This is a genomic window from Bacillus sp. RHFS10 (genome assembly GCF_016757475.1).
Lineage (GTDB): Bacteria > Bacillota > Bacilli > Bacillales > Bacillaceae > Bacillus > Bacillus subtilis_G.
In genome coordinates, this window is record NZ_JAESPO010000001.1 from 255,398 (window position 1) to 274,493 (window position 19,096).

At 44.8% G+C, this 19,096-nt stretch carries 20 protein-coding genes and 1 pseudogene; 16 read left to right on the top strand and 5 right to left on the bottom strand.

Annotation, left to right across the window (positions count from 1 at the left end):
- Nucleotides 1-13 precede the first annotated feature (13 nt).
- From safA to JMN17_RS01240, 3 genes are all read left to right on the top strand, one after another.
- Nucleotides 14-1,189, top strand: coding sequence for a spore coat assembly protein SafA (gene safA / locus JMN17_RS01230; protein ID WP_202327056.1), 1,176 nt, complete (start codon nucleotides 14-16; stop codon nucleotides 1,187-1,189).
- Between the two features lie 146 nt (nucleotides 1,190-1,335).
- Entirely contained in the window at nucleotides 1,336-1,932 is a 597-nt protein-coding gene (locus JMN17_RS01235; RefSeq protein WP_087992462.1) for a YhcN/YlaJ family sporulation lipoprotein, read from the top strand.
- Between the two features lie 101 nt (nucleotides 1,933-2,033).
- A complete protein-coding gene (locus JMN17_RS01240) occupies nucleotides 2,034-2,756 on the top strand; it encodes a YebC/PmpR family DNA-binding transcriptional regulator (protein WP_087992299.1) in 723 nt (240 codons plus the stop codon).
- A gap of 40 nt (nucleotides 2,757-2,796) precedes the next feature.
- On the opposite strand, the gene JMN17_RS01245 is transcribed toward JMN17_RS01240, so the two are convergent.
- Together JMN17_RS01245 and JMN17_RS01250 are read right to left on the bottom strand one after the other, a co-directional pair.
- A complete protein-coding gene (locus JMN17_RS01245; protein ID WP_087992298.1) occupies nucleotides 2,797-4,251 on the bottom strand; it encodes an alanine/glycine:cation symporter family protein in 1,455 nt (484 codons plus the stop codon).
- Nucleotides 4,252-4,510: 259 nt separating this feature from the next.
- Nucleotides 4,511-4,833, bottom strand: a pseudogene (locus JMN17_RS01250) (DUF5412 family protein).
- 184 nt (nucleotides 4,834-5,017) lie between these two features.
- Between JMN17_RS01250 and JMN17_RS01255 the strand changes: the two are divergent.
- Nucleotides 5,018-5,140 (top strand): hypothetical protein, encoded by a 123-nt coding sequence (locus JMN17_RS01255; RefSeq protein ID WP_141113410.1) that lies wholly within the window; start codon nucleotides 5,018-5,020, stop codon nucleotides 5,138-5,140.
- Nucleotides 5,141-5,185: 45 nt separating this feature from the next.
- On the opposite strand, the gene JMN17_RS01260 is transcribed toward JMN17_RS01255, so the two are convergent.
- Nucleotides 5,186-5,833: a phosphotransferase gene (locus JMN17_RS01260; protein WP_087992297.1), complete on the bottom strand. Its 648-nt coding sequence runs from the start codon at nucleotides 5,831-5,833 to the stop codon at nucleotides 5,186-5,188.
- A gap of 236 nt (nucleotides 5,834-6,069) precedes the next feature.
- Between JMN17_RS01260 and iolG the strand changes: the two genes are divergently transcribed.
- The 9 genes from iolG to yajC all read left to right on the top strand — a co-directional run bounded on the left by iolG (nucleotide 6,070) and on the right by yajC (nucleotide 13,524).
- Complete coding sequence (iolG, locus tag JMN17_RS01265; RefSeq protein ID WP_087992296.1) at nucleotides 6,070-7,095, top strand: inositol 2-dehydrogenase; 1,026 nt, start codon at nucleotides 6,070-6,072, stop codon at nucleotides 7,093-7,095.
- A 72-nt stretch (nucleotides 7,096-7,167) separates the two neighbouring features.
- Complete coding sequence (locus tag JMN17_RS01270) at nucleotides 7,168-8,475, top strand: MFS transporter (RefSeq protein WP_202327058.1); 1,308 nt, start codon at nucleotides 7,168-7,170, stop codon at nucleotides 8,473-8,475.
- A 47-nt stretch (nucleotides 8,476-8,522) separates the two neighbouring features.
- A complete protein-coding gene (locus JMN17_RS01275; protein WP_087992294.1) occupies nucleotides 8,523-9,035 on the top strand; it encodes an intercompartmental signaling factor BofC in 513 nt (170 codons plus the stop codon).
- Between the two features lie 138 nt (nucleotides 9,036-9,173).
- Nucleotides 9,174-9,779, top strand: a complete 606-nt coding sequence (ruvA, locus tag JMN17_RS01280) for a Holliday junction branch migration protein RuvA (RefSeq protein WP_087992293.1) — start codon at nucleotides 9,174-9,176, stop codon at nucleotides 9,777-9,779.
- Between the two features lie 10 nt (nucleotides 9,780-9,789).
- Nucleotides 9,790-10,794 (top strand): Holliday junction branch migration DNA helicase RuvB, encoded by a 1,005-nt coding sequence (gene ruvB / locus JMN17_RS01285; protein ID WP_072183425.1) that lies wholly within the window; start codon nucleotides 9,790-9,792, stop codon nucleotides 10,792-10,794.
- Nucleotides 10,787-10,987, top strand: coding sequence for a DUF2905 domain-containing protein (locus JMN17_RS01290; RefSeq protein ID WP_087992292.1), 201 nt, complete (start codon nucleotides 10,787-10,789; stop codon nucleotides 10,985-10,987). Before ruvB ends, JMN17_RS01290 begins: the two co-directional genes overlap by 8 nt.
- Before the next feature lie 29 nt (nucleotides 10,988-11,016).
- Nucleotides 11,017-12,045, top strand: a complete 1,029-nt coding sequence (gene queA / locus JMN17_RS01295) for a tRNA preQ1(34) S-adenosylmethionine ribosyltransferase-isomerase QueA (RefSeq protein WP_202327060.1) — start codon at nucleotides 11,017-11,019, stop codon at nucleotides 12,043-12,045.
- Nucleotides 12,046-12,071: 26 nt separating this feature from the next.
- Nucleotides 12,072-13,217, top strand: coding sequence for a tRNA guanosine(34) transglycosylase Tgt (gene tgt / locus JMN17_RS01300; RefSeq protein ID WP_087992290.1), 1,146 nt, complete (start codon nucleotides 12,072-12,074; stop codon nucleotides 13,215-13,217).
- A 40-nt stretch (nucleotides 13,218-13,257) separates the two neighbouring features.
- Nucleotides 13,258-13,524 (top strand): preprotein translocase subunit YajC, encoded by a 267-nt coding sequence (gene yajC, locus JMN17_RS01305; RefSeq protein WP_087992289.1) that lies wholly within the window; start codon nucleotides 13,258-13,260, stop codon nucleotides 13,522-13,524.
- Nucleotides 13,525-13,592: 68 nt separating this feature from the next.
- Here the strand turns inward: yajC and JMN17_RS01310 are convergent, their stop codons facing one another.
- Nucleotides 13,593-13,982 (bottom strand): TIGR04086 family membrane protein, encoded by a 390-nt coding sequence (locus JMN17_RS01310; RefSeq protein ID WP_202327061.1) that lies wholly within the window; start codon nucleotides 13,980-13,982, stop codon nucleotides 13,593-13,595.
- 197 nt (nucleotides 13,983-14,179) lie between these two features.
- On the opposite strand from JMN17_RS01310, the gene JMN17_RS01315 reads away from it, so the two are divergent.
- Complete coding sequence (locus JMN17_RS01315) at nucleotides 14,180-14,836, top strand: DUF421 domain-containing protein (protein ID WP_202327062.1); 657 nt, start codon at nucleotides 14,180-14,182, stop codon at nucleotides 14,834-14,836.
- Nucleotides 14,837-14,839: 3 nt separating this feature from the next.
- Here JMN17_RS01315 and spoVB read toward each other — a convergent pair whose 3' ends face one another.
- Nucleotides 14,840-16,396, bottom strand: a complete 1,557-nt coding sequence (gene spoVB / locus JMN17_RS01320; RefSeq protein WP_087992286.1) for a stage V sporulation protein B — start codon at nucleotides 16,394-16,396, stop codon at nucleotides 14,840-14,842.
- Between the two features lie 116 nt (nucleotides 16,397-16,512).
- On the opposite strand from spoVB, the gene comN reads away from it, so the two are divergent.
- Together comN and secDF are read left to right on the top strand one after the other, a co-directional pair.
- The gene (comN, locus tag JMN17_RS01325; protein WP_087992285.1) at nucleotides 16,513-16,809 is read left to right on the top strand and encodes a post-transcriptional regulator ComN; all 297 of its coding nucleotides are present in this window, start codon (nucleotides 16,513-16,515) and stop codon (nucleotides 16,807-16,809) included.
- A gap of 38 nt (nucleotides 16,810-16,847) precedes the next feature.
- Complete coding sequence (gene secDF / locus JMN17_RS01330) at nucleotides 16,848-19,061, top strand: protein translocase subunit SecDF (protein ID WP_087992284.1); 2,214 nt, start codon at nucleotides 16,848-16,850, stop codon at nucleotides 19,059-19,061.
- The last annotated feature ends 35 nt before the right edge of the window (nucleotides 19,062-19,096 follow it).

A 19,096-nucleotide genomic window follows, 5' to 3' on the forward strand; every position in this document is an offset into this window, starting at 1 on the left:
GGAGGGGAAAACGTTGAAAATCCATATCGTTCAAAAAGGCGATTCGCTCTGGAAAATAGCTGAAAAGTACGGAGTTGATATTGAGGAAGTGAAGAAACTCAATACGCAGCTTAGCAATCCAGACTTAATCATGCCTGGAATGAAAATAAAAGTGCCGTCTGAAGCTGTCCCGGTCAGAAAAGAGCCGAAAGCAGGCAAAAGTCCGGCTTCGGCCGGGAGTATGAAGCAAGAGCATCCATATGCGAAAGAAAAACCTAAATCCGTTGTTGACGTAGAGGACACAAAGCCGAAAGAAAAGAAGTCTGTGCCGTATGTCCCGCCGATGCCTAATTTGCAGGAAGATGTGTATCCTGAAGCTGATGTGAACGATTATTATGATATGAAACAGCTTTTCCAGCCTTGGTCGCCTCCTAAACCGGAGGAGCCGAAAAAACATCATGACGGAAATATGGATCATATGCATCACATGCAAGATCAATTTCCACAACAGGAGGCTATGAGTAATATGGAAAATGCAAATTATCCGAATATGCCTAATATGCCAAAGGCGCCAGAGGTAGGCGGTATGGAAGAAGAAAATATTCATCACACAGTTCCGAATATGCCGGCTGCTCAACCTTATTATCATTATCCAGCTCATTTCGTACCGTGTCCGGTCCCTATTTCACCGGTCCTTCCAGGATCAGGATTATGCTACCCGTACTATCCGGCTCAAGCTTACCCAATGGTCCAGCCTTACGGATACCAGCCAAGCTTTGTATCGCCTCAGTATGATCCGGGTCAATATGAAAACCAGCACCATGAAAACAGCCACCACGGACATTACGGTTCATACGGAGCGCCTCAATACGCATCTCCGGCTTATGGATCTCCGTATGGACAAATGCCTTATGGCCCTCATTATGGCACTCCTCAAGTGATGGGAGCATACCAGCCGGCTGCGGCCCCTGGCTACATGCCGTACAAAGATCCTGACGACTGCGGCTGTGACGATGATCATCAGCCATATTTCTCTGCACCTGGCTATTCGGGACTTGGAGCTTATGGAAGCCCTTATATGCCTTACGGCGCAGCTAACCCAAACCCAAATCCAAACCCAAATCCATATGCGGCCGGAGCTTCTATGCCAATGTCGAATCAGCCTTCTGTCAACCAAATGTTTGGCCGGCCGGAAGAAGAAAATGAGTGATGATTCGGAACGATGCAAATCGTTCCTTTTTTTGTTTTGCGCAGATCTCCGCCAAATGGACAGAACTGACAAGCTTAACATGTCCCTCGAACGTACATGATAAAACAGAGCAAACATGCTCAATTCGTCCACGGGGGGTTTTTCCATTGGGTAAAAAAATGACGATCGCGAGCTTGATTCTAATGACAGCCGGATTAACAGCATGCGGAGCAAACGATAATGCTCAGAATGATACGCGTAATAACGGCAATACCCGTCCAATCGGATATTATACAAATGAAAATGATGCTGACAGACAGGGAGAAGGAATCGACAACGATGGTCCTGTTACTGAATTAATGGAGGACCAGAACGACGGTAACCGAAACACTGCTAATGTGAATAACCGTAACGGTGTTACTGCTAATGATCGCGTTCCTTTGGCAACTGATGGAACATATAATAACACGAATAACAGAAACATGAATCGGAACGTGACAAACAACGGATATGACAACCAAGAAAACAAAAGACTAGCTGCGAAGATTGCCAACCGTGTGAAACAAGTAAAAAACGTCAATGACACACAAGTAATGGTAACGGATGAAAAAGTAGTTGTCGCAGTCAGAAGCCACAGAGAATTCACAAAGTCCGACAGGGATAACGTTACAAAAGCCGCACGCAACTATGCGAATGACCGTGACGTTCAAGTGTCTACAGATAAAGGGCTGTTCAGAAGACTGCATAAAATGAACACCCGCTAGGAGTGACAGGCTGCCGGAAAATAATCGGCAGCCTTTTTCTTTGCATCAGCGAAAAATACCTATTAAAGTGTACATAGAAAATGTCAAAAGAAGGTGAAAGCATGGCAGGCCATTCCAAATGGAAAAACATACAAAAAAGGAAAAATGCGCAGGATGCAAAGCGCGGGAAAATATTTATGAAGCTTGTGAAAGAAATTTATGTGGCAGCAAAAGAAGGCGGAGCTGATCCTGAAGTGAATTCAGCATTGCGTCTTGTCATCGAAAAAGCTAAAGGCGCCAATATGCCGAATGAAAATATTGACCGCGTCATTAAAAAAGCCGCGGGGAACCAAGACGGAAGCAGCTATGAGGAAATCACCTATGAAGGCTACGGCCCATCAGGGATTGCTGTTATGGTTGAATGTGTAACAGATAACAAAAATCGTACGGCATCAAATGTGCGGACAGCATTTAATAAAAATGGCGGGAGTCTGGGGGAAAGTGGATGTGTGTCCTTTTTATTTGAAAGGAAGGGATTTATGACAATTGACTGTACAGAACATCAAATAGATGAAGATGAACTCATGCTTGATGTGCTGGAAGCAGGGGGAGAAGAGATGCAGGCAGAAGAAGATCAATATGTGGTATTAACGGAGCCCGAGCATTTTGAAGACGTAAAAACAGCCCTTGAATCGACATATCCAATTTCTTCGGCAGAGGTGACCATGCTTCCGAAAACCTATACGGATGCCGATGATCAGGCTGTTGAGAAGCTGGGAAAATTGATCGACATTCTTGAAGATGACGATGATGTTCAAGAAGTATATACAAATTACCGCTCATAAAAAACGGGACCGATGTCATATCGGGCCCGTTTTGGTGTATTCAAGAGACACGCTCATTTTCTTGTGTGTATTCTTTCTCCCAGAAATCAGCGTTTTTGATGCCCAGCGCTTTCGGATCAAAGACGGGGTCTAAGCCCTGCTTCTTTTGGCGCTCATAATCCTTTAAAGCGAGAAGCGCCGGTCTGGCAAGCAGCACAATCGCAATGACGTTCAGCCATACCATAATGCCAAGTCCTGCATCACCTAATGCCCAAGCAAGTGATGCGGTTTTTACAGTTCCGTAGAACGTCGCGGCTAATATAATCAGTTTTAAACCAAACATTGCCCATTTGCTTTTTCTGCCTCGGGCTAAATAGGCGATATTTGTTTCTGCGATGTAGTAATATGCCATAATCGTTGTAAATGCGAAGAAGAATAAAGCGATGGCAACAAAACCAGCGCCAAATCCGGGAAGGACATTGTCAATGGCCGCTTGAGTGAAACCAGGTCCAGCCTCTACGCCTTTAAGGTGATGTACGATAAAAGAACCATCTGCAGTCTGGGTATTGTACATGCCGGTAAATAAGATCATGAAAGCTGTAGCCGAACATACAAATAAGGTGTCAATATAAACCGAAAATGCCTGAACCAGCCCCTGCTTGACCGGATGGGAAACTTCTGCGGCGGCCGCCGGATGCGGGCCTGTTCCCTGGCCGGCTTCGTTTGAGTAAATGCCTCGTTTGACACCCCAAGAAATTGCCATGCCGATCAGGCCGCCAAAAGCGGAATCCAATGCAAAAGCGCTTTTGAAAATTAATAAGATCACAGCAGGCAATTCAGAAACATTCATGACAATAATGATCAAAGACAGCAGGATATAGCCAATGGCCATAAACGGAACAATCATTTGCGCGGCATTGGCAATACGTTTGACGCCGCCAAAAATGATAAATCCTAACAATAAAACGAGAACACCGCCTGTAATGACAGGAGAGATGCCGAATGCATTTTTGACGCCGACCGCAATGGAGTTGGACTGGACGCCCGGCATCAGAAGGGCCATTGCGATAAGGGCAGCAGCGGCAAATAAGACGGCAAACCACTTAATGCCTAATCCTTTTTCTATATAATAAGCGGGGCCTCCTCGATATTGGCCGTCTTGTTTCACTTTGTAAATTTGGGCAAGAGTTGATTCAACAAAGGCGCTCGCCGCACCAATAAAGGCAATCGTCCACATCCAGAACACCGCACCGGGTCCGCCGAAGGCGATTGCTGTCGCCACACCCGCGATGTTTCCTGTTCCCACTCGGCCGGACAGCGCAATCGATAATGCTTGAAAAGAAGAAACGCCGGCTTCAGAGCTCTTACCTTTGAACATCAGAACAATCATTTCTTTCAAATGTCTGACTTGTAAAAAACGAGTCATAATAGAAAAAATCAATCCAATTCCCAATAAAATATAAATAACGGGCGTACTCCATAAGACAGCATTTAAACTCGTAACAAAATCTTCCATCAAGCTTCCTCCTCACTTCATTTCGAATACATGTATAAAAAGGATTTTGGGCTAATCGAACTATTTCTACAATTGGTTTGTCACATTATATGACGGGTAATTATCAATAAGAAGAGGAAGGAAAAAAAGAAAACGCCACGTTTTTCTTATAGAGGCAAACTGAGAGGAATTGTCATAAGATTCTTTAGCAGCAAATGGCCCAGCTCTGTCAGTTGTTGATTCGTTTTTCACTAGTTCAGTTCATATCATTCATATTTCATCATCTCAATGGCGCCTGCGGCAGTTCTTCACGTAACCAATGATCAACCTTTCGCCAATCATACGTTTCATCAATAGCAGGGTGTAAAGTCTGATTGTCGATTTTCATTGTATTGTGATTGATCCATGTGACTTGGGCTGCTGTCCGGATCATTCCAGTAAATTGTTTCCTTGACAAGTGTTTTTTCATTCACAAGTTCCTCGGGCCGCATCTAAGCTAAAGGTATTGCGGGATACATAAGTGTGTAACGTATAACTGCCATCCGGCGATTCAACCGATTGTTCGAAATGGCCTTTCGGAACGCTCTTCAGTGAAAATAACATTCAATAGACGGCGGGCCGAAGAATATCAGAAGTGCAAATAGGATGAGTGGGATTTTACTGCGTGTAACATGTAATGCTCCCCTTTTTTTCTCTCATGTTCATACGATCTTTACATTTCCTTAAAATTCACTCAATAAAGCGGTGGTATGATGGACTAATCAAATAAAGGGTGGGGGAGACAGAAATGGAGAAAATATTTTGTCATTCCTGGGAGAAAGACTCAGAAACGGTTTACTTAACTGTGAGAGGCTATCGAATTAAGCTGTCACCTGAACAAATGAAACTGATTTCTGCTGTCAGAAAGTAAATATAAACCAACAAAGGCAGCCGCTTGTGCGGCTGCCTTTTCATTTTAAGAATATTTTCTTTTCCGTTGTGCGAAATGCTTTTGGAACCAATCTTTCTTATATAAAAATGCGATGACCTCCAGCCAAAAACCCGGAATCTTTTTGGGGAATATCGGTTTTTTGTAGAGTGCATGATACGCTGATTTTAAATCGTCCCACTGGGTGCACGTTTTGGTCTGTTCGAATCTTGCAACATCAATCACCCGCACTGCCCCGGTTTCTGTCAAAATCAGATTCCGCAAATGAATGTCTGACGGGTTCAGAGCGGCGGCCCGGGCGTCAGAAAGTGCTTCCTCAACCTGCTGAATCATGTCATCACTGATCGCGATGCCTTTCTTCAGACAGTTATAAAAGGTTTCACCTTTAATATATTCCATGAGAATAAATGAATCACCAGTTTCGTAGATGTCAGGGTAGAACGCAGAACCGGCTAATTTTTCATAGATCGCGGCTTCTTTGACGGCTGTCGCTTGATACTCTGGGAAAAATACTTTCAGCGCCAATTTTCGATCGCCCTCTGTTAAGGCAAACACATAAGCACTTCTTCCCTTGCCGATGAGTGTCAATTCCCCGGGCTTTTCTTTCACTTTATCAAATCTGCTGTTTTTGTGGTATATGACTGAATGGGCCAGTGCCTCTGCTTTTGTCAGCATTTCATTCACCCTCTTTGCTCTATTTTATGCAGCTGTTTATAGGAAAATCATAAACTGTTCAGGAAAAAGAGCCTATATCTAGTGTATCTGGTCTTGAAGAAGAAGGCTACCTATAAACCTCGATTGTGATAAAAGAGACATAAAGCGATCATTTCCATTCTTGAAAAGCGCTTACAAATGGGATAGTATTAATTTAAAATAAAGCGCTTTCGTAAATGTTCAAGGGGGAACAAGCTATGACAAAACAGATTGTAACAGGGATTATCGGTGCAGGTCGCATCGGCAAACTTCATGTTCAAAATATACGCCGGATTCCTCATATGAAAATAAAGGCGGTCTCTGATATTCAGGTAAGCCGTATAAAAAGCTGGGCTGACAGTCATCAAATTGAATACATAACCTCTGACTATCGTGATTTATTGCATGACTCTGATATTGACGCTGTTTTTATTTGCTCACCGACAGCCACACATGCACAGATGATCAGAGAAGCGGCTGAGGCGAAAAAGCATATTTTTTGTGAGAAGCCCATCAGTTTTTCTTTAGATGAAACAAAAGAAGCGCTTGCGGCCGTACGGAAACACGGGGTTGCACTTCAAGTCGGTTTTAACCGCCGTTTTGATCCTCATTTTAAAAGAATCAAAACCATTGTTGAAAAAGGTGAAATTGGAACGCCCCACTTATTAAAAATCACATCGCGGGACCCAGAACCCCCGAATATAGGTTATGTCCGTACTTCTGGCGGTTTGTTTATGGATATGTCGATCCATGACTTTGATATGGCCAGATATATTATGGGAAGCGAAGTGGCGGAAGTGTATGCAAAAGGGGCGGCTTTGGCGAATCCTTCCTTTGCAGAGCTGGGAGATATTGATACGGCTGTCATTACGCTTACTTTTGAAAACGGTGCCATGGCTGTGATTGACAACAGCCGCCAAGCTGTTTACGGATATGACCAGCGAATCGAGGTTTTCGGGACGAAAGGCTCGGCAGCGGCGGACAACAGCAGACCGACGACAGTCGAAGTGTCAACTGCTGATTTTGTGATGAAAGATAAACCGCATTTCTTTTTCCTTGAACGCTATAAGGATGCGTATGAGGAAGAGATAATTCGGTTTGCGGAAGCGATCGGCACAAACCGGGAAACTGCGTGCACCGGAAACGACGGTTTTCAGGCGGAACGGATCGCCAGAGCGGCTCAGCAGTCGCTCGCTATCGGCATGCCTGTCAGTGTCGAGCACAATGAAAAAATCGCTTTTTGATCAAGCAGGATTACAATTCAGAAAGCTTGGGTATATAACCTCCATTGATACTTTAAGTAGGCGGTGGAGAAAATGGATACAGCACAAGATAAAGGAAATTTTTTGAATAAAATCGGAATTCCTTCTCACATGATTTGGGGTTATATTGGCGTTGTTATCTTTATGGTTGGAGACGGACTCGAACAAGGATGGCTGTCTCCTTTTCTCGTTGAACATGGTCTCAGCATGCAGCAATCCGCTTCGTTATTTACCATGTACGGCATTGCTGTCACCATCTCGGCTTGGCTTTCAGGCACGTTTGTCCAAACTTGGGGGCCGAGAAAAACGATGATTGTCGGCTTGCTTGCATTTATCCTCGGTTCGGCCGCTTTTATCGGCTGGGCAATTCCTCATATGCATTATCCGGCTCTCCTGGGCAGCTATGCACTTAGAGGCTTGGGATATCCGCTGTTTGCATATTCTTTTCTCGTGTGGGTGTCATACAGCACTTCTCATCATATTCTCGGAAAAGCCGTTGGCTGGTTTTGGTTTATGTTTACGTGCGGCTTAAATGTGCTCGGTCCGTTCTATTCCAGCTATGCGGTTCCGGCCTTTGGAGAAATCAATACGCTTTGGAGCGCTTTGCTGTTTGTCGCGGCAGGCGGATTCCTCGCCCTATTTGTTAACAAAGATCAATTCACACCGGTACAACAACAAGATCAGCCGAAATGGAAAGAACTATCGAAGGCATTTACAATTATGTTTGAAAACCCTAAAGTCGGCATCGGCGGTGTGGTCAAGACAATTAATGCCATAGGACAATTTGGATTTGCGATTTTTCTCCCCACTTATTTAGCGCGTTACGGGTATTCCGTTTCAGAATGGCTGCAAATATGGGGAACGCTGTTTTTCGTGAATATTGTGTTTAATATCATTTTCGGTGCAGTCGGAGATAAACTTGGCTGGCGCAATACCGTGATGTGGTTTGGCGGTGTCGGGTGCGGTATTTTTACGCTGGCGCTTTATTACACGCCTCAGTTGATCGGGCATCAGTATTGGGTGCTGATGATTATCGCCTGCTGCTACGGTGCAGCATTGGCCGGCTACGTGCCATTGAGCGCGCTTTTGCCGACACTTGCACCTGATAATAAAGGCGCTGCCATGTCAGTCTTGAACTTAGGGTCCGGTTTATGTGCGTTTATCGCGCCGGGCATCGTCAGTCTTTTCATTGGACCGCTCGGTGCTGGCGGTGTCATTTGGATCTTTGCGGCATTGTACTTTTTCAGCGCTTTTCTGACACAATTTTTAACGATTTCTGAGCAAAACGCTGATATGTATACGGAGGAAAGGCTTGTCACGGAAAACATGCAAACAAATTTCGAGAAAACGGTTAAGCAGTAGCCTCTTTGGTCAAACTAGTCATAAACGTGTGCAAAGAGGTGTAGAGGGTGAAACGATTCAGCACGGCGTATCTTTTGCTGGGCATTCTTTGCTCAGCCGCAGCATTTCTATTAGGTGCTCCGCCCCACGCGCTAGGGGCGGAAGTGGAGCACTATGAACCGCTGCAGGTGCATGTGCAGCTTGAAAAAGTGTATTTGGACGGAGATGTCAGCATTGAGCATAAGCGTGAAAAAGTGCTTTCTATGGATGAGTTTTGGGCAGCTTATACCGGCTGGACGCTTGTCGAACAAAGTAAGGGATATGTGCTCTTCCGGAAGCAAATGGACGATATTTCTCCGCTCAGCAAGGTGAACGGGTATATCGGTGTATCGGATAATGGCGTGATTTCCACTTTTCATGGGCGGCCCGAGTCAGCTTCCGAACCGATTCAGTCTTTTTTTCAAATTGATTTAGAAAGGCTGGAAAGCCATATGCAAAAAAATCTGCTGAGAGGCATTCCATTTCGGACAAAAGCGGAGTTTGAGGACGTCATAGAACATATGAAGACATACAGCGGGTGACGTCCGCTGATTGAAGACATGTATTCATGTCTTTTTTTTCGTGGAAGAATGAGAGAGAAGCGAACGTATGTTAACTTTTCTATAAGACTTTGGCTGTTTTTATGGTACAATGAAGAACAGTCAAAGAGGTGAATTTGCGTGATTGAATTTGTTAAAGGGACGATTGATTATGTATCTCCCCAATATATTGTGATAGAGAACGGCGGCATTGGCTATCAGATTTTCACGCCGAATCCGTTTATATATAAGGAGAGAAACCAAGAAACGATTTTTACGTACCACCATATCAGAGAGGATGCTTTTTCGCTCTACGGTTTTTCAACAAGGGAGGAGAAGGCGCTCTTTACAAAGCTGTTAAACGTGACCGGAATCGGTCCAAAAGGGGCACTCGCTATTTTAGGCTCAGGTGATCCGGGAGCGGTTATCCAAGCAATTGAAAGTGAGGATGAAGCCTTTTTGGTCAAGTTTCCTGGTGTAGGAAAGAAAACTGCGCGCCAGATTATTCTTGATTTAAAAGGAAAGCTCGCTGATGTTGTGCCTGAAATGATTGAAAATCTGTTTAATCATGAAGAAAGGCTTGAAAAGCAAACAGCAGAAACTGCTCTCGAAGAAGCGCTTGAGGCCCTCAGGGTTCTAGGATATGCTGAAAAAGAAATCAAAAAGGTGCTTCCTCACTTAAAAGAAGAAGTAGGGCTGACAACAGACCAATATGTAAAAAAAGCATTACAAAAACTATTGAAGTAAGGTGATGTTCATGGATGAACGGCTCGTCTCAAGTGAAGCAGACAACCATGAATCAGTGATAGAGCAAAGTTTGAGGCCGCAAAATCTGGCGCAGTATATCGGACAGCATAAGGTGAAAGAAAATTTGCGTGTGTTTATAGATGCGGCGAAAATGAGACAGGAGACGCTGGATCATGTTCTTCTGTACGGGCCGCCCGGACTCGGGAAAACCACGCTTGCTTCCATCGTTGCCAATGAAATGGGAGTGGAATTGCGGACGACATCAGGGCCCGCGATTGAAAGACCTGGTGATTTGGCTGCCATATTAACGGCGCTAGAACCGGGTGATGTATTATTTATTGATGAAATACATAGGCTGCACAGATCGATAGAAGAGGTGCTGTATCCGGCGATGGAGGACTTTTGTCTGGATATTGTGATTGGAAAAGGCCCCTCTGCCCGCTCGGTTCGGCTCGACTTGCCTCCTTTTACGCTGGTAGGCGCAACGACGAGGGTAGGGCTTTTGACGGCGCCGTTAAGAGATCGGTTCGGCGTGATGTCGCGCCTTGAGTACTATACGCAAGAAGAGCTGGCGGATATCGTCACAAGAACCGCTGATGTATTCGAGGTTGAAATTGATAATCCGTCAGCTCTTGAAATTGCGAGGAGATCGAGAGGTACGCCCCGCGTAGCGAACCGCCTGCTGAGGAGAGTCCGCGATTTCGCCCAGGTGCTGGGTGACAGCCGGATCACGGAAGAGATTTCACAGGATGCGCTGGAACGGCTTCAGGTTGACCGCCTCGGTTTGGATCATATTGATCACAAGCTGCTAATGGGTATGATCGAAAAGTTTAATGGAGGCCCGGTGGGTCTTGACACCATTTCAGCCACTATCGGTGAAGAACCTCATACGATTGAAGACGTATACGAACCGTATCTGCTGCAAATCGGTTTTATCCAAAGAACGCCGCGTGGAAGGATCGTGACACCGGCCGTGTATCATCATTTCCAAATGGAGGCTCCACGATATGATTGAATTCCCTAAGATCATTATGATTCTTGGTGCTGTTTTGCTTATCATCGGAGCAGTATTGCATTTTGTCGGCAAGATGCCGGGAGATATTTTTGTGAAAAAGGGAAATGTCACGTTTTTCTTCCCGGTTGTCACTTGTATCATCATAAGTGTGGTATTATCAATTTTGCTTAATCTTTTCGGCAGAATGAAATAACAAAAGACTAGAATAAAGGTGAAATCATCATGAAAGTCGATTTATTTGATTTTGAACTACCGGAACGTTTAATTGCACAAGTGCCGTTGGAGCAGCGCGATGCTTCAAGGCTTATGGTGCTTGATAAACATACAGGAGAGCTGACTGACAGCTCGTTTAAACACATTATCAGCTTCTTTAAAGAAGGAGATTGTCTTGTGCTGAACAATACCCGTGTGCTGCCGGCGCGGTTATTCGGAACAAAAGAGGATACCGGCGCGAAAGTGGAACTTCTTTTGCTCAAACAAGAAGCTGGTGACAAGTGGGAGACGCTTGTCAAACCGGCGAAACGGGTGAAAAAAGGAACCGTAGTGACGTTTGGAGACGGAAGGTTAAAGGCAGTCTGCACGGAAGAGCTTGAGCATGGCGGCAGAAAAGTGGAATTTCACTATGAAGGCATTTTCTACGAGGTGCTGGAATCTCTTGGAGAGATGCCGCTCCCGCCATATATCAAAGAACAGCTTGATGACAGAGAGCGCTACCAAACAGTGTTTTCAAAAGAAATTGGCTCTGCCGCTGCGCCTACAGCAGGCCTTCACTTCACCGAAGAAATCTTACAGCAATTGAAAGACAAAGGTGTGCAAATTGAGTTCATCACACTGCACGTAGGCCTTGGAACGTTTCGCCCTGTGAGTGCCGATGACGTGGAAGAGCATAATATGCATGCGGAGTTTTATCAAATGTCAGAAGACACGGCTGCGGTCTTAAACAAAGTAAGGGGAAATGGCGGCCGGATCATTTCTGTCGGTACGACTTCGACCCGCACGCTTGAAACGATTGCCGGGGAGCATGACGGGCAATTTAAAGCATCAAGCGGCTGGACATCTATCTTCATTTATCCGGGCTATGAATTTAAAGCCATTGACGGAATGATTACAAACTTCCATTTGCCGAAATCATCATTGATTATGCTGGTCAGCGCGCTTGCGGGAAGAGAAAACGTTCTGCGCGCCTATAACCATGCGGTGGAAGAGGAATACCGTTTCTTCAGCTTCGGAGACGCGATGCTGATCCTATAATTCGAGAACAGGAGGCCTCATCAAAAGTGGCTGAACAACCAATACGCTATGAATTTATAAAAGAATGCAAACAAACAGGGGCGCGGCTGGGCAAAGTGCATACGCCTCATGGCTCCTTTGAAACGCCTGTTTTTATGCCGGTCGGCACACTGGCGACAGTCAAAACGATGTCGCCTGAAGAGCTTAAATCAATGGATGCGGGCATCATTTTAAGCAACACGTATCACCTATGGCTCCGCCCGGGTCAAGATATTGTCAAAGAAGCGGGCGGGCTCCATAAATTTATGAACTGGGACCGCGCGATTTTAACAGATTCAGGCGGTTTTCAGGTCTTTTCTTTAAGCAAGTTTCGTAATATAGAGGAAGAGGGCGTCCATTTCCGCAATCACTTAAATGGAGACAAGCTGTTTTTATCTCCGGAAAAAGCGATGGAGATCCAAAACGCACTCGGCTCCGATATTATGATGGCGTTTGACGAATGCCCGCCATATCCGGCAGAGTACGATTATATGAAGCGCTCAGTTGAGCGGACAAGCCGCTGGGCGGAACGCTGCCTCAATGCCCACACCCGTCAGGACGAACAGGGGCTGTTTGGCATTGTGCAAGGCGGAGAATATGAAGATTTGCGCACGCAAAGCGCGAAGGACTTGATTTCTCTTGATTTCCCGGGATATGCTATAGGCGGATTATCTGTCGGTGAACCGAAGGATGTCATGAATCGTGTGCTCGAGTTTACAACACCGCTCTTGCCGAAGGATAAACCGAGATATCTGATGGGAGTCGGTTCTCCGGACGCGCTGATCGACGGAGCGATCCGCGGGGTCGACATGTTTGACTGTGTGCTGCCTACGCGGATTGCTAGAAACGGTACGGTGTTTACAGCTGAAGGCCGTCTCAATATGAAAAATGCGAAATTCGAAAGAGATTTCCGTCCGATTGATGAAGAGTGTGATTGTTATACATGTAAAAACTACACTCGCGCGTATATCAGACATTTGATCCGCTGCAACGAAACATTTGGCCTTCGATTAACAACTTACCATAACCTTCATTTTCTGTTACACTTAATGGTGCAGGTAAGACAGGCTATTCGTGAGGATCGTCTGGGTGATTTCAGAGAAGAGTTCTTTGAGCGTTACGGCTACAACAAGCCAAATGCGAAAAGCTTCTAAATAAAAATAAATCACAGGCTTACAGAAAGGGGTGAAAATCATGACAGGCACTTTAGGCACATTGGTTCCTATTATTTTAATGTTTGCGGTCCTTTACTTCTTGCTGATTCGTCCTCAGCAAAAACAGCAAAAGGCAGTACGCCGAATGCAGGAGGAACTGAAAAAAGGCGATTCAGTAGTGACAATCGGGGGATTGCACGGTACTGTTGACTCTATCGACGAAAGCAAAGTCGTCGTTAAGACTGGTGAAAACACACGTCTTACGTTCGACCGCCGCGCGATCAGAGAAGTTTCTGCTGCTGAATAACAGCAGGAGCTGTACATAGCAAACAAAAAAAAGAGCGGATGATCCCGCTCTTTTTTTTGTCGTCTTTTTTATGTTGAAGACCTGTTTCCCCTCATGTTCACGCCGAAAATCCCGCCCAGCATGCACACCCCTAAAAATCCAAGATGATAGAGCAGCTGCTCCGCTGTAAATGTTTTTCCGAACCCTAAATACTGAAACAATAAAATAATCACTGAAAAACTTAAGGCGGTTAATGCCCCGATCATCCAGCCTCTTTCCTTCCCTTTTCCTCCTGAAATAAACCCGCCGATGAATAAAGAAAGAAATGAGATGGCAGTGATCAGCCAGTTGAATGATGACTCTTCCAGCGAGGTTGCCGTCAGTAAAAGTGAAACGGCTAAGCTCGTCAGGAGCATAGCTGAAAAAATGGCGATTAAGCCGTAAAGAATGCCTTTTCCAACTTGTTTCGTTTCCTCCATGAATGTCTCCTCTCTGCCTGTATTAAAAGGCTTCTGTTCTTTTTGAACAAAGCCGTCAGACATGCTGATGGCTCGTCTTTGTAAAAATGTATTCCCTTGCCCCATGAATTAGACGTAAAAGCTTTATGAAATACGATCCATTCATCTTACATAAATTGTCCGTTTTGTTGCATCCTATGATGAGTTGGAGGTGTATGATGGAAGAGCTTCTCACTATTACGTTTCGCACAATCATATTGTATTTTGTGATATTGGTCATTTTTCGTTTCATGGGCAAACGGGAGATCGGGGAGCTTAGCATTTTAGACCTCGTTGTTTTTATTATGATGGCTGAAATTGCCGTTTTAGCTATAGAAAACGTAGAAGATCATCTATTTCACACCATTTTGCCAATGCTTGTTTTAATGATCATTCAAGTGACATTCGCATACTTTTCTTTAAAAAACCGAAAAATCCGCCAGCTTCTGGACGGCAAGCCGACCATTATTATCAAATATGGAAAAATTGACGAAAACGCCATGAAATCACAGCGTTATAATTTTGATGATTTAATGGTTCAGCTCAGAGAAAATAATATCGACAGAGTAGCTGATGTATCATTTGCCATTTTAGAGCCGTCAGGTAAACTGACTGTTGTAAAGAAAGAAAACAGCGGGGAGCATCGGCAGCTCGAAATACCGCTCATTATAGACGGTTCTATTCAAACAGAAAACCTATCAAGAATCGGTAAAGATAAACAATGGCTGCTTGAAAAATTAAGAAAACACGGATATACAAATCCTTCAAACATTTCATTTTGCTCGTTTACTGACGGAGAATTATTTATTGATGAAAAAGATGGGCCCCGCACGTAATCTTTATCGGACAATCAGACGTCCGATAATAGGAATACGGCGAAGCTCATCTTTTTTAATTAAACGGAATACAAGCAGGAGGATGATATAGACAGCAGCACTCGTCGCAATCCATCCGGCGACATTCACAACCTCGGACGCTCCAAAGGTGACATATTGTTTGATGGCGGAGCTGATGAATCCGCATATCGCAATCACAGCGAAACTGAGTGCATACTCCTTGATTTTGATACTGATCGGCAGCACCTTACTGACTGTTGCCGCGTGCAAAAGCGTAACGAGCACCATGCCTGTTACGATCGCTAATGCCGCGCCCATGATGCCGAGAGACGGTCTGGTGGCAAGGACGAAAATTAGGCCTGTTTTGACAAGTGCTCCGATTAAGCTGTTCATCATCGCAGCACCCGCTAAATTAAGCGCCTGCAGCACAGCTTGAAGAGGGCCCTGGAAATAATAAAGCAGAAAAAACGGGGCCATGACTTTTATAAATACAGCTGCGCCTGAGGAACCATACATCACCCTCATCAGCTCATCCGCAAAAACATATAAAATGACAACCGCAATGCCTCCGCTGAGCAGGCATAGACGCATAGCCTGTTCCAGCCGGTATTCCACCACCTGCAGTTTTTTCTGCTCCATTCCTTCACTGATCGCAGGAACAAGTGCAGTCGACAAAGAATATGTAATAAAGCTGGGCAGGGTCAGCAGCGTCATGGCAAAGCCGGTCAGTTCCCCGTATTGCTTCGTGGCGGCAACTGTTGCCACACCGGCGATGGCAAGACTTTGAGCGACGACAATCGGCTCGAAGAACCAAGAGAGGTTGCCGATAAACCGGCTTCCGGTCGTTGGAAGGGACACGCTCATTAATTGGGTAAAGGTTTGTGTTCCGTTTTTAATTGACTGGAAAAAATGCTTTCTGATTTTAATTGTCTTTTTATACTTAAAGCAAATGAACAAATAAAGAAGTGACGCCAGTTCACCTGCGACGGAGGATATCATTGCTCCCGCTGCGGCATATTCAATTCCGTAAGGGAGAAAAATCGTCGTGCATACAGCGACAAGTGAAATGCGGACGACCTGTTCAAGAACTTGTGACACGGCAAGCGGGTTCATATTCTGTTTTCCTTGAAAGTATCCCCTCAGCACACTCGATATGGCAATAATCGGCACAACCGGCGTAATGGCCAGGAGCGGATACAGTGTTCTCTTATCTGTCAGCATCGTTTCCGCCATAACCGGAGCGAAAAACAGAAACAGCGGTGTAAAGATCAGGCTGAGCACTCCTGTGATGGTCAGAGACATGACTAAAATATTTTTTGTTTTTTGATGATCCCCGCGCGCGCTTGCTTCAGCGACAAGCTTGCTGATCGCGACCGGCAGACCGAATTGAGTTAATGTAGTGGCCAAGAAGAAGGTAGGCGCCGCCATCATGTAAAGCCCGACTCCTTCTTCACCGATAAAACGGGCGATAACCACCCGGTTGACAAACCCGAGCATTCTTGTAACCATTCCTGCTGCGATCAGGATAAGAGTGCCCCTTAAAAACGTCTGTTTCGCCATTTTTACCCCCTGCCTTCTCAAACTACCTGTAATCATATACAATAAAGATATGCGTATATATCGTCCAAGCATGACAAGTCTTCTTGAAAAACAATAAAAAAAGGAGCGTGGAATTCATGGAGAAGCATCCCGCCGATCTATATAAAGACCACGTCAGGCCGTTTCTTTACAGCAAACTGGAAGAGTTTAAGATTCTCGGGTATGATGATGTTGAACTCGAAAGTTTGTGGTCATACTTAACACATAAGAAGTGGAAAAAGAAAACGGAACTGCACATTTATGAACTGACGAGCGATATTTTATCAGTGAAAATTGGCGAATTTATGAACTATGCAACCGTTGAGTCATTTAAAACGTCTAATTGGCTGGGAAGTGAAGAAGGCCAGGAAGCATTGGAAGAACTGCTGAGATAGCAGGCTGATTCACATAGGTTTAAGGGAGGATATACATAATGAAAAAAGGACGCTTGATTGCGTTTTTCCTTCTCGTTTTATTGATCGGCACGAGCTTGGGCTACTTTACGAAGCCTGCCGCTAACAATATTACGTTAGGATTGGATTTGCAAGGCGGATTTGAGGTGCTGTATGATGTACAGCCCGTAAAAAAAGGTGACAAAATCACAAAAGACGTTCTGGTCAGCACAGTAGAGGCGTTGAACCGGAGGGCAAATGTTCTCGGTGTCAGTGAACCGAACATTCAAATTGAAGGAAATAACCGGATTCGCGTTCAGCTCGCTGGGGTGACAAACCAAAACAGAGCGCGTGAAATCTTGGCCACTGAAGCGCAGCTTTCTTTCAGAGATACAAATGACAAAGAATTGCTGAACGGCTCTGACCTAGTGGAAAACGGGGCTAAACAAACATATGACGCCAAAACAAATGAACCCATTGTCAGCATTAAATTGAAAGACGCTGATAAATTCGGTGAAGTGACCAAAAAAGTCATGAACATGGCGCCAAACAACCAGCTTGTCATTTGGATGGATTACGAAAAAGGAGACTCCTTTAAGAAAGAAGTTCAAAAAGAGCATCCTAAATATGTATCCGCTCCGAATGTAAGTCAAGAATTAAACACAAAAGATGTTACAATTGAAGGCCAATTTACAGTTCAAGAAGCGAAAGATTTAGCCAGCATTTTAAACGCCGGCGCGCTTCCTGTAAAACTGACTGAAAAATATTCAACATCAGTAGGCGCGCAATTTGGTCAGCAGGCGCTGCAGGATACGGTGTTTGCAGGCATTATCGGAATCGCAATTATTTTCTTATTTATGCTTTTCTATTATCGTCTGCCTGGATTTATTGCGGTGATTACGCTGTCAGTTTACATCTATATTACTCTCCAGGTCTTTGACTGGATGAACGCTGTACTCACACTTCCGGGAATTGCCGCGCTGATATTAGGTGTCGGGATGGCTGTTGATGCGAATATCATCACCTATGAACGGATTAAAGAGGAGCTTAAGCTAGGAAAGTCAGTCCGCTCTGCCTTCCGTTCAGGAAACAGACGGTCATTCGCAACGATTCTTGACGCGAATATTACAACAATTATTGCGGCCGTTGTGCTTTTCATCTTTGGGACAAGCTCTGTAAAAGGGTTTGCGACAATGCTGATTCTGTCGATTTTAACAAGCTTTATCACAGCGGTTTTCTTATCTAGATTTTTGCTGTCGCTTCTTGTGGAGAGCAGATGGTTTGATCGGAAAAAAGGCTGGTTCGGCGTCAAAAAGAAACATATCATGGATATTCAGCATACAGATGAAAATACCGAGCCGTATACGCCGTTCCAAAAATGGGATTTCACAAGCAAACGTAAATTTTTCCTCATATTATCCAGTGCCATCACTGTTATAGGGATTATCATTCTGCTTGTGTTTAAGCTGAATCTGGGCATTGATTTTGCAAGCGGCGCACGAATTGAAGTGCAAAGCGACCATAAGCTGACGACAGAGCAGGTGGAGAAAGATTTTGCATCACTTGGCATGGACCCTGATACAGTTGTTCTTTCTGGTGACAAGAGCAATATTGGGGTTGCGCGTTTTGTCGGGGTCCCAGATAAAGAAACGATTGCCAAAGTAAAAACGTATTTCAAAGACAAATACGGAACAGAGCCGAATGTCAGCACAGTTTCACCGACAGTCGGTAAAGAGCTGGCAAGAAGTGCTCTGTACGCAGTCGCGATCGCTTCTATCGGTATCATTATTTACGTTTCGATCCGGTTTGAATACAAAATGGCGATTGCTGCTATTGCTTCACTGTTATACGACGCTTTCTTCATCCTCACGATTTTCAGCATTACAAGGCTGGAAGTAGATGTGACGTTTATTGCCGCCGTCCTGACGATTATCGGTTATTCGATAAACGATACAATTGTTACATTTGACAGGATTCGCGAGCATATGAAAAAACGTAAGCCGAAAACGTTTGCTGACCTGAACCATATCGTAAATCTAAGCCTGCAGCAAACCTTTACTCGTTCAGTTAATACTGTACTGACTGTAGTTATTGTTGTAGTGGCGCTGTTGATCTTTGGAGCGGCCTCTATTACAAACTTCTCAGTCGCACTGTTAATCGGGCTGTTAACAGGTGTATATTCATCCCTCTATATCGCCGCACAAATTTGGCTTGTATGGAAAGGGAAAGAACTGAAAAAAGATTCGGTGCAATAAAAAAATGTCAGGCTGTCCTTTGCAGGGCAGCTTGT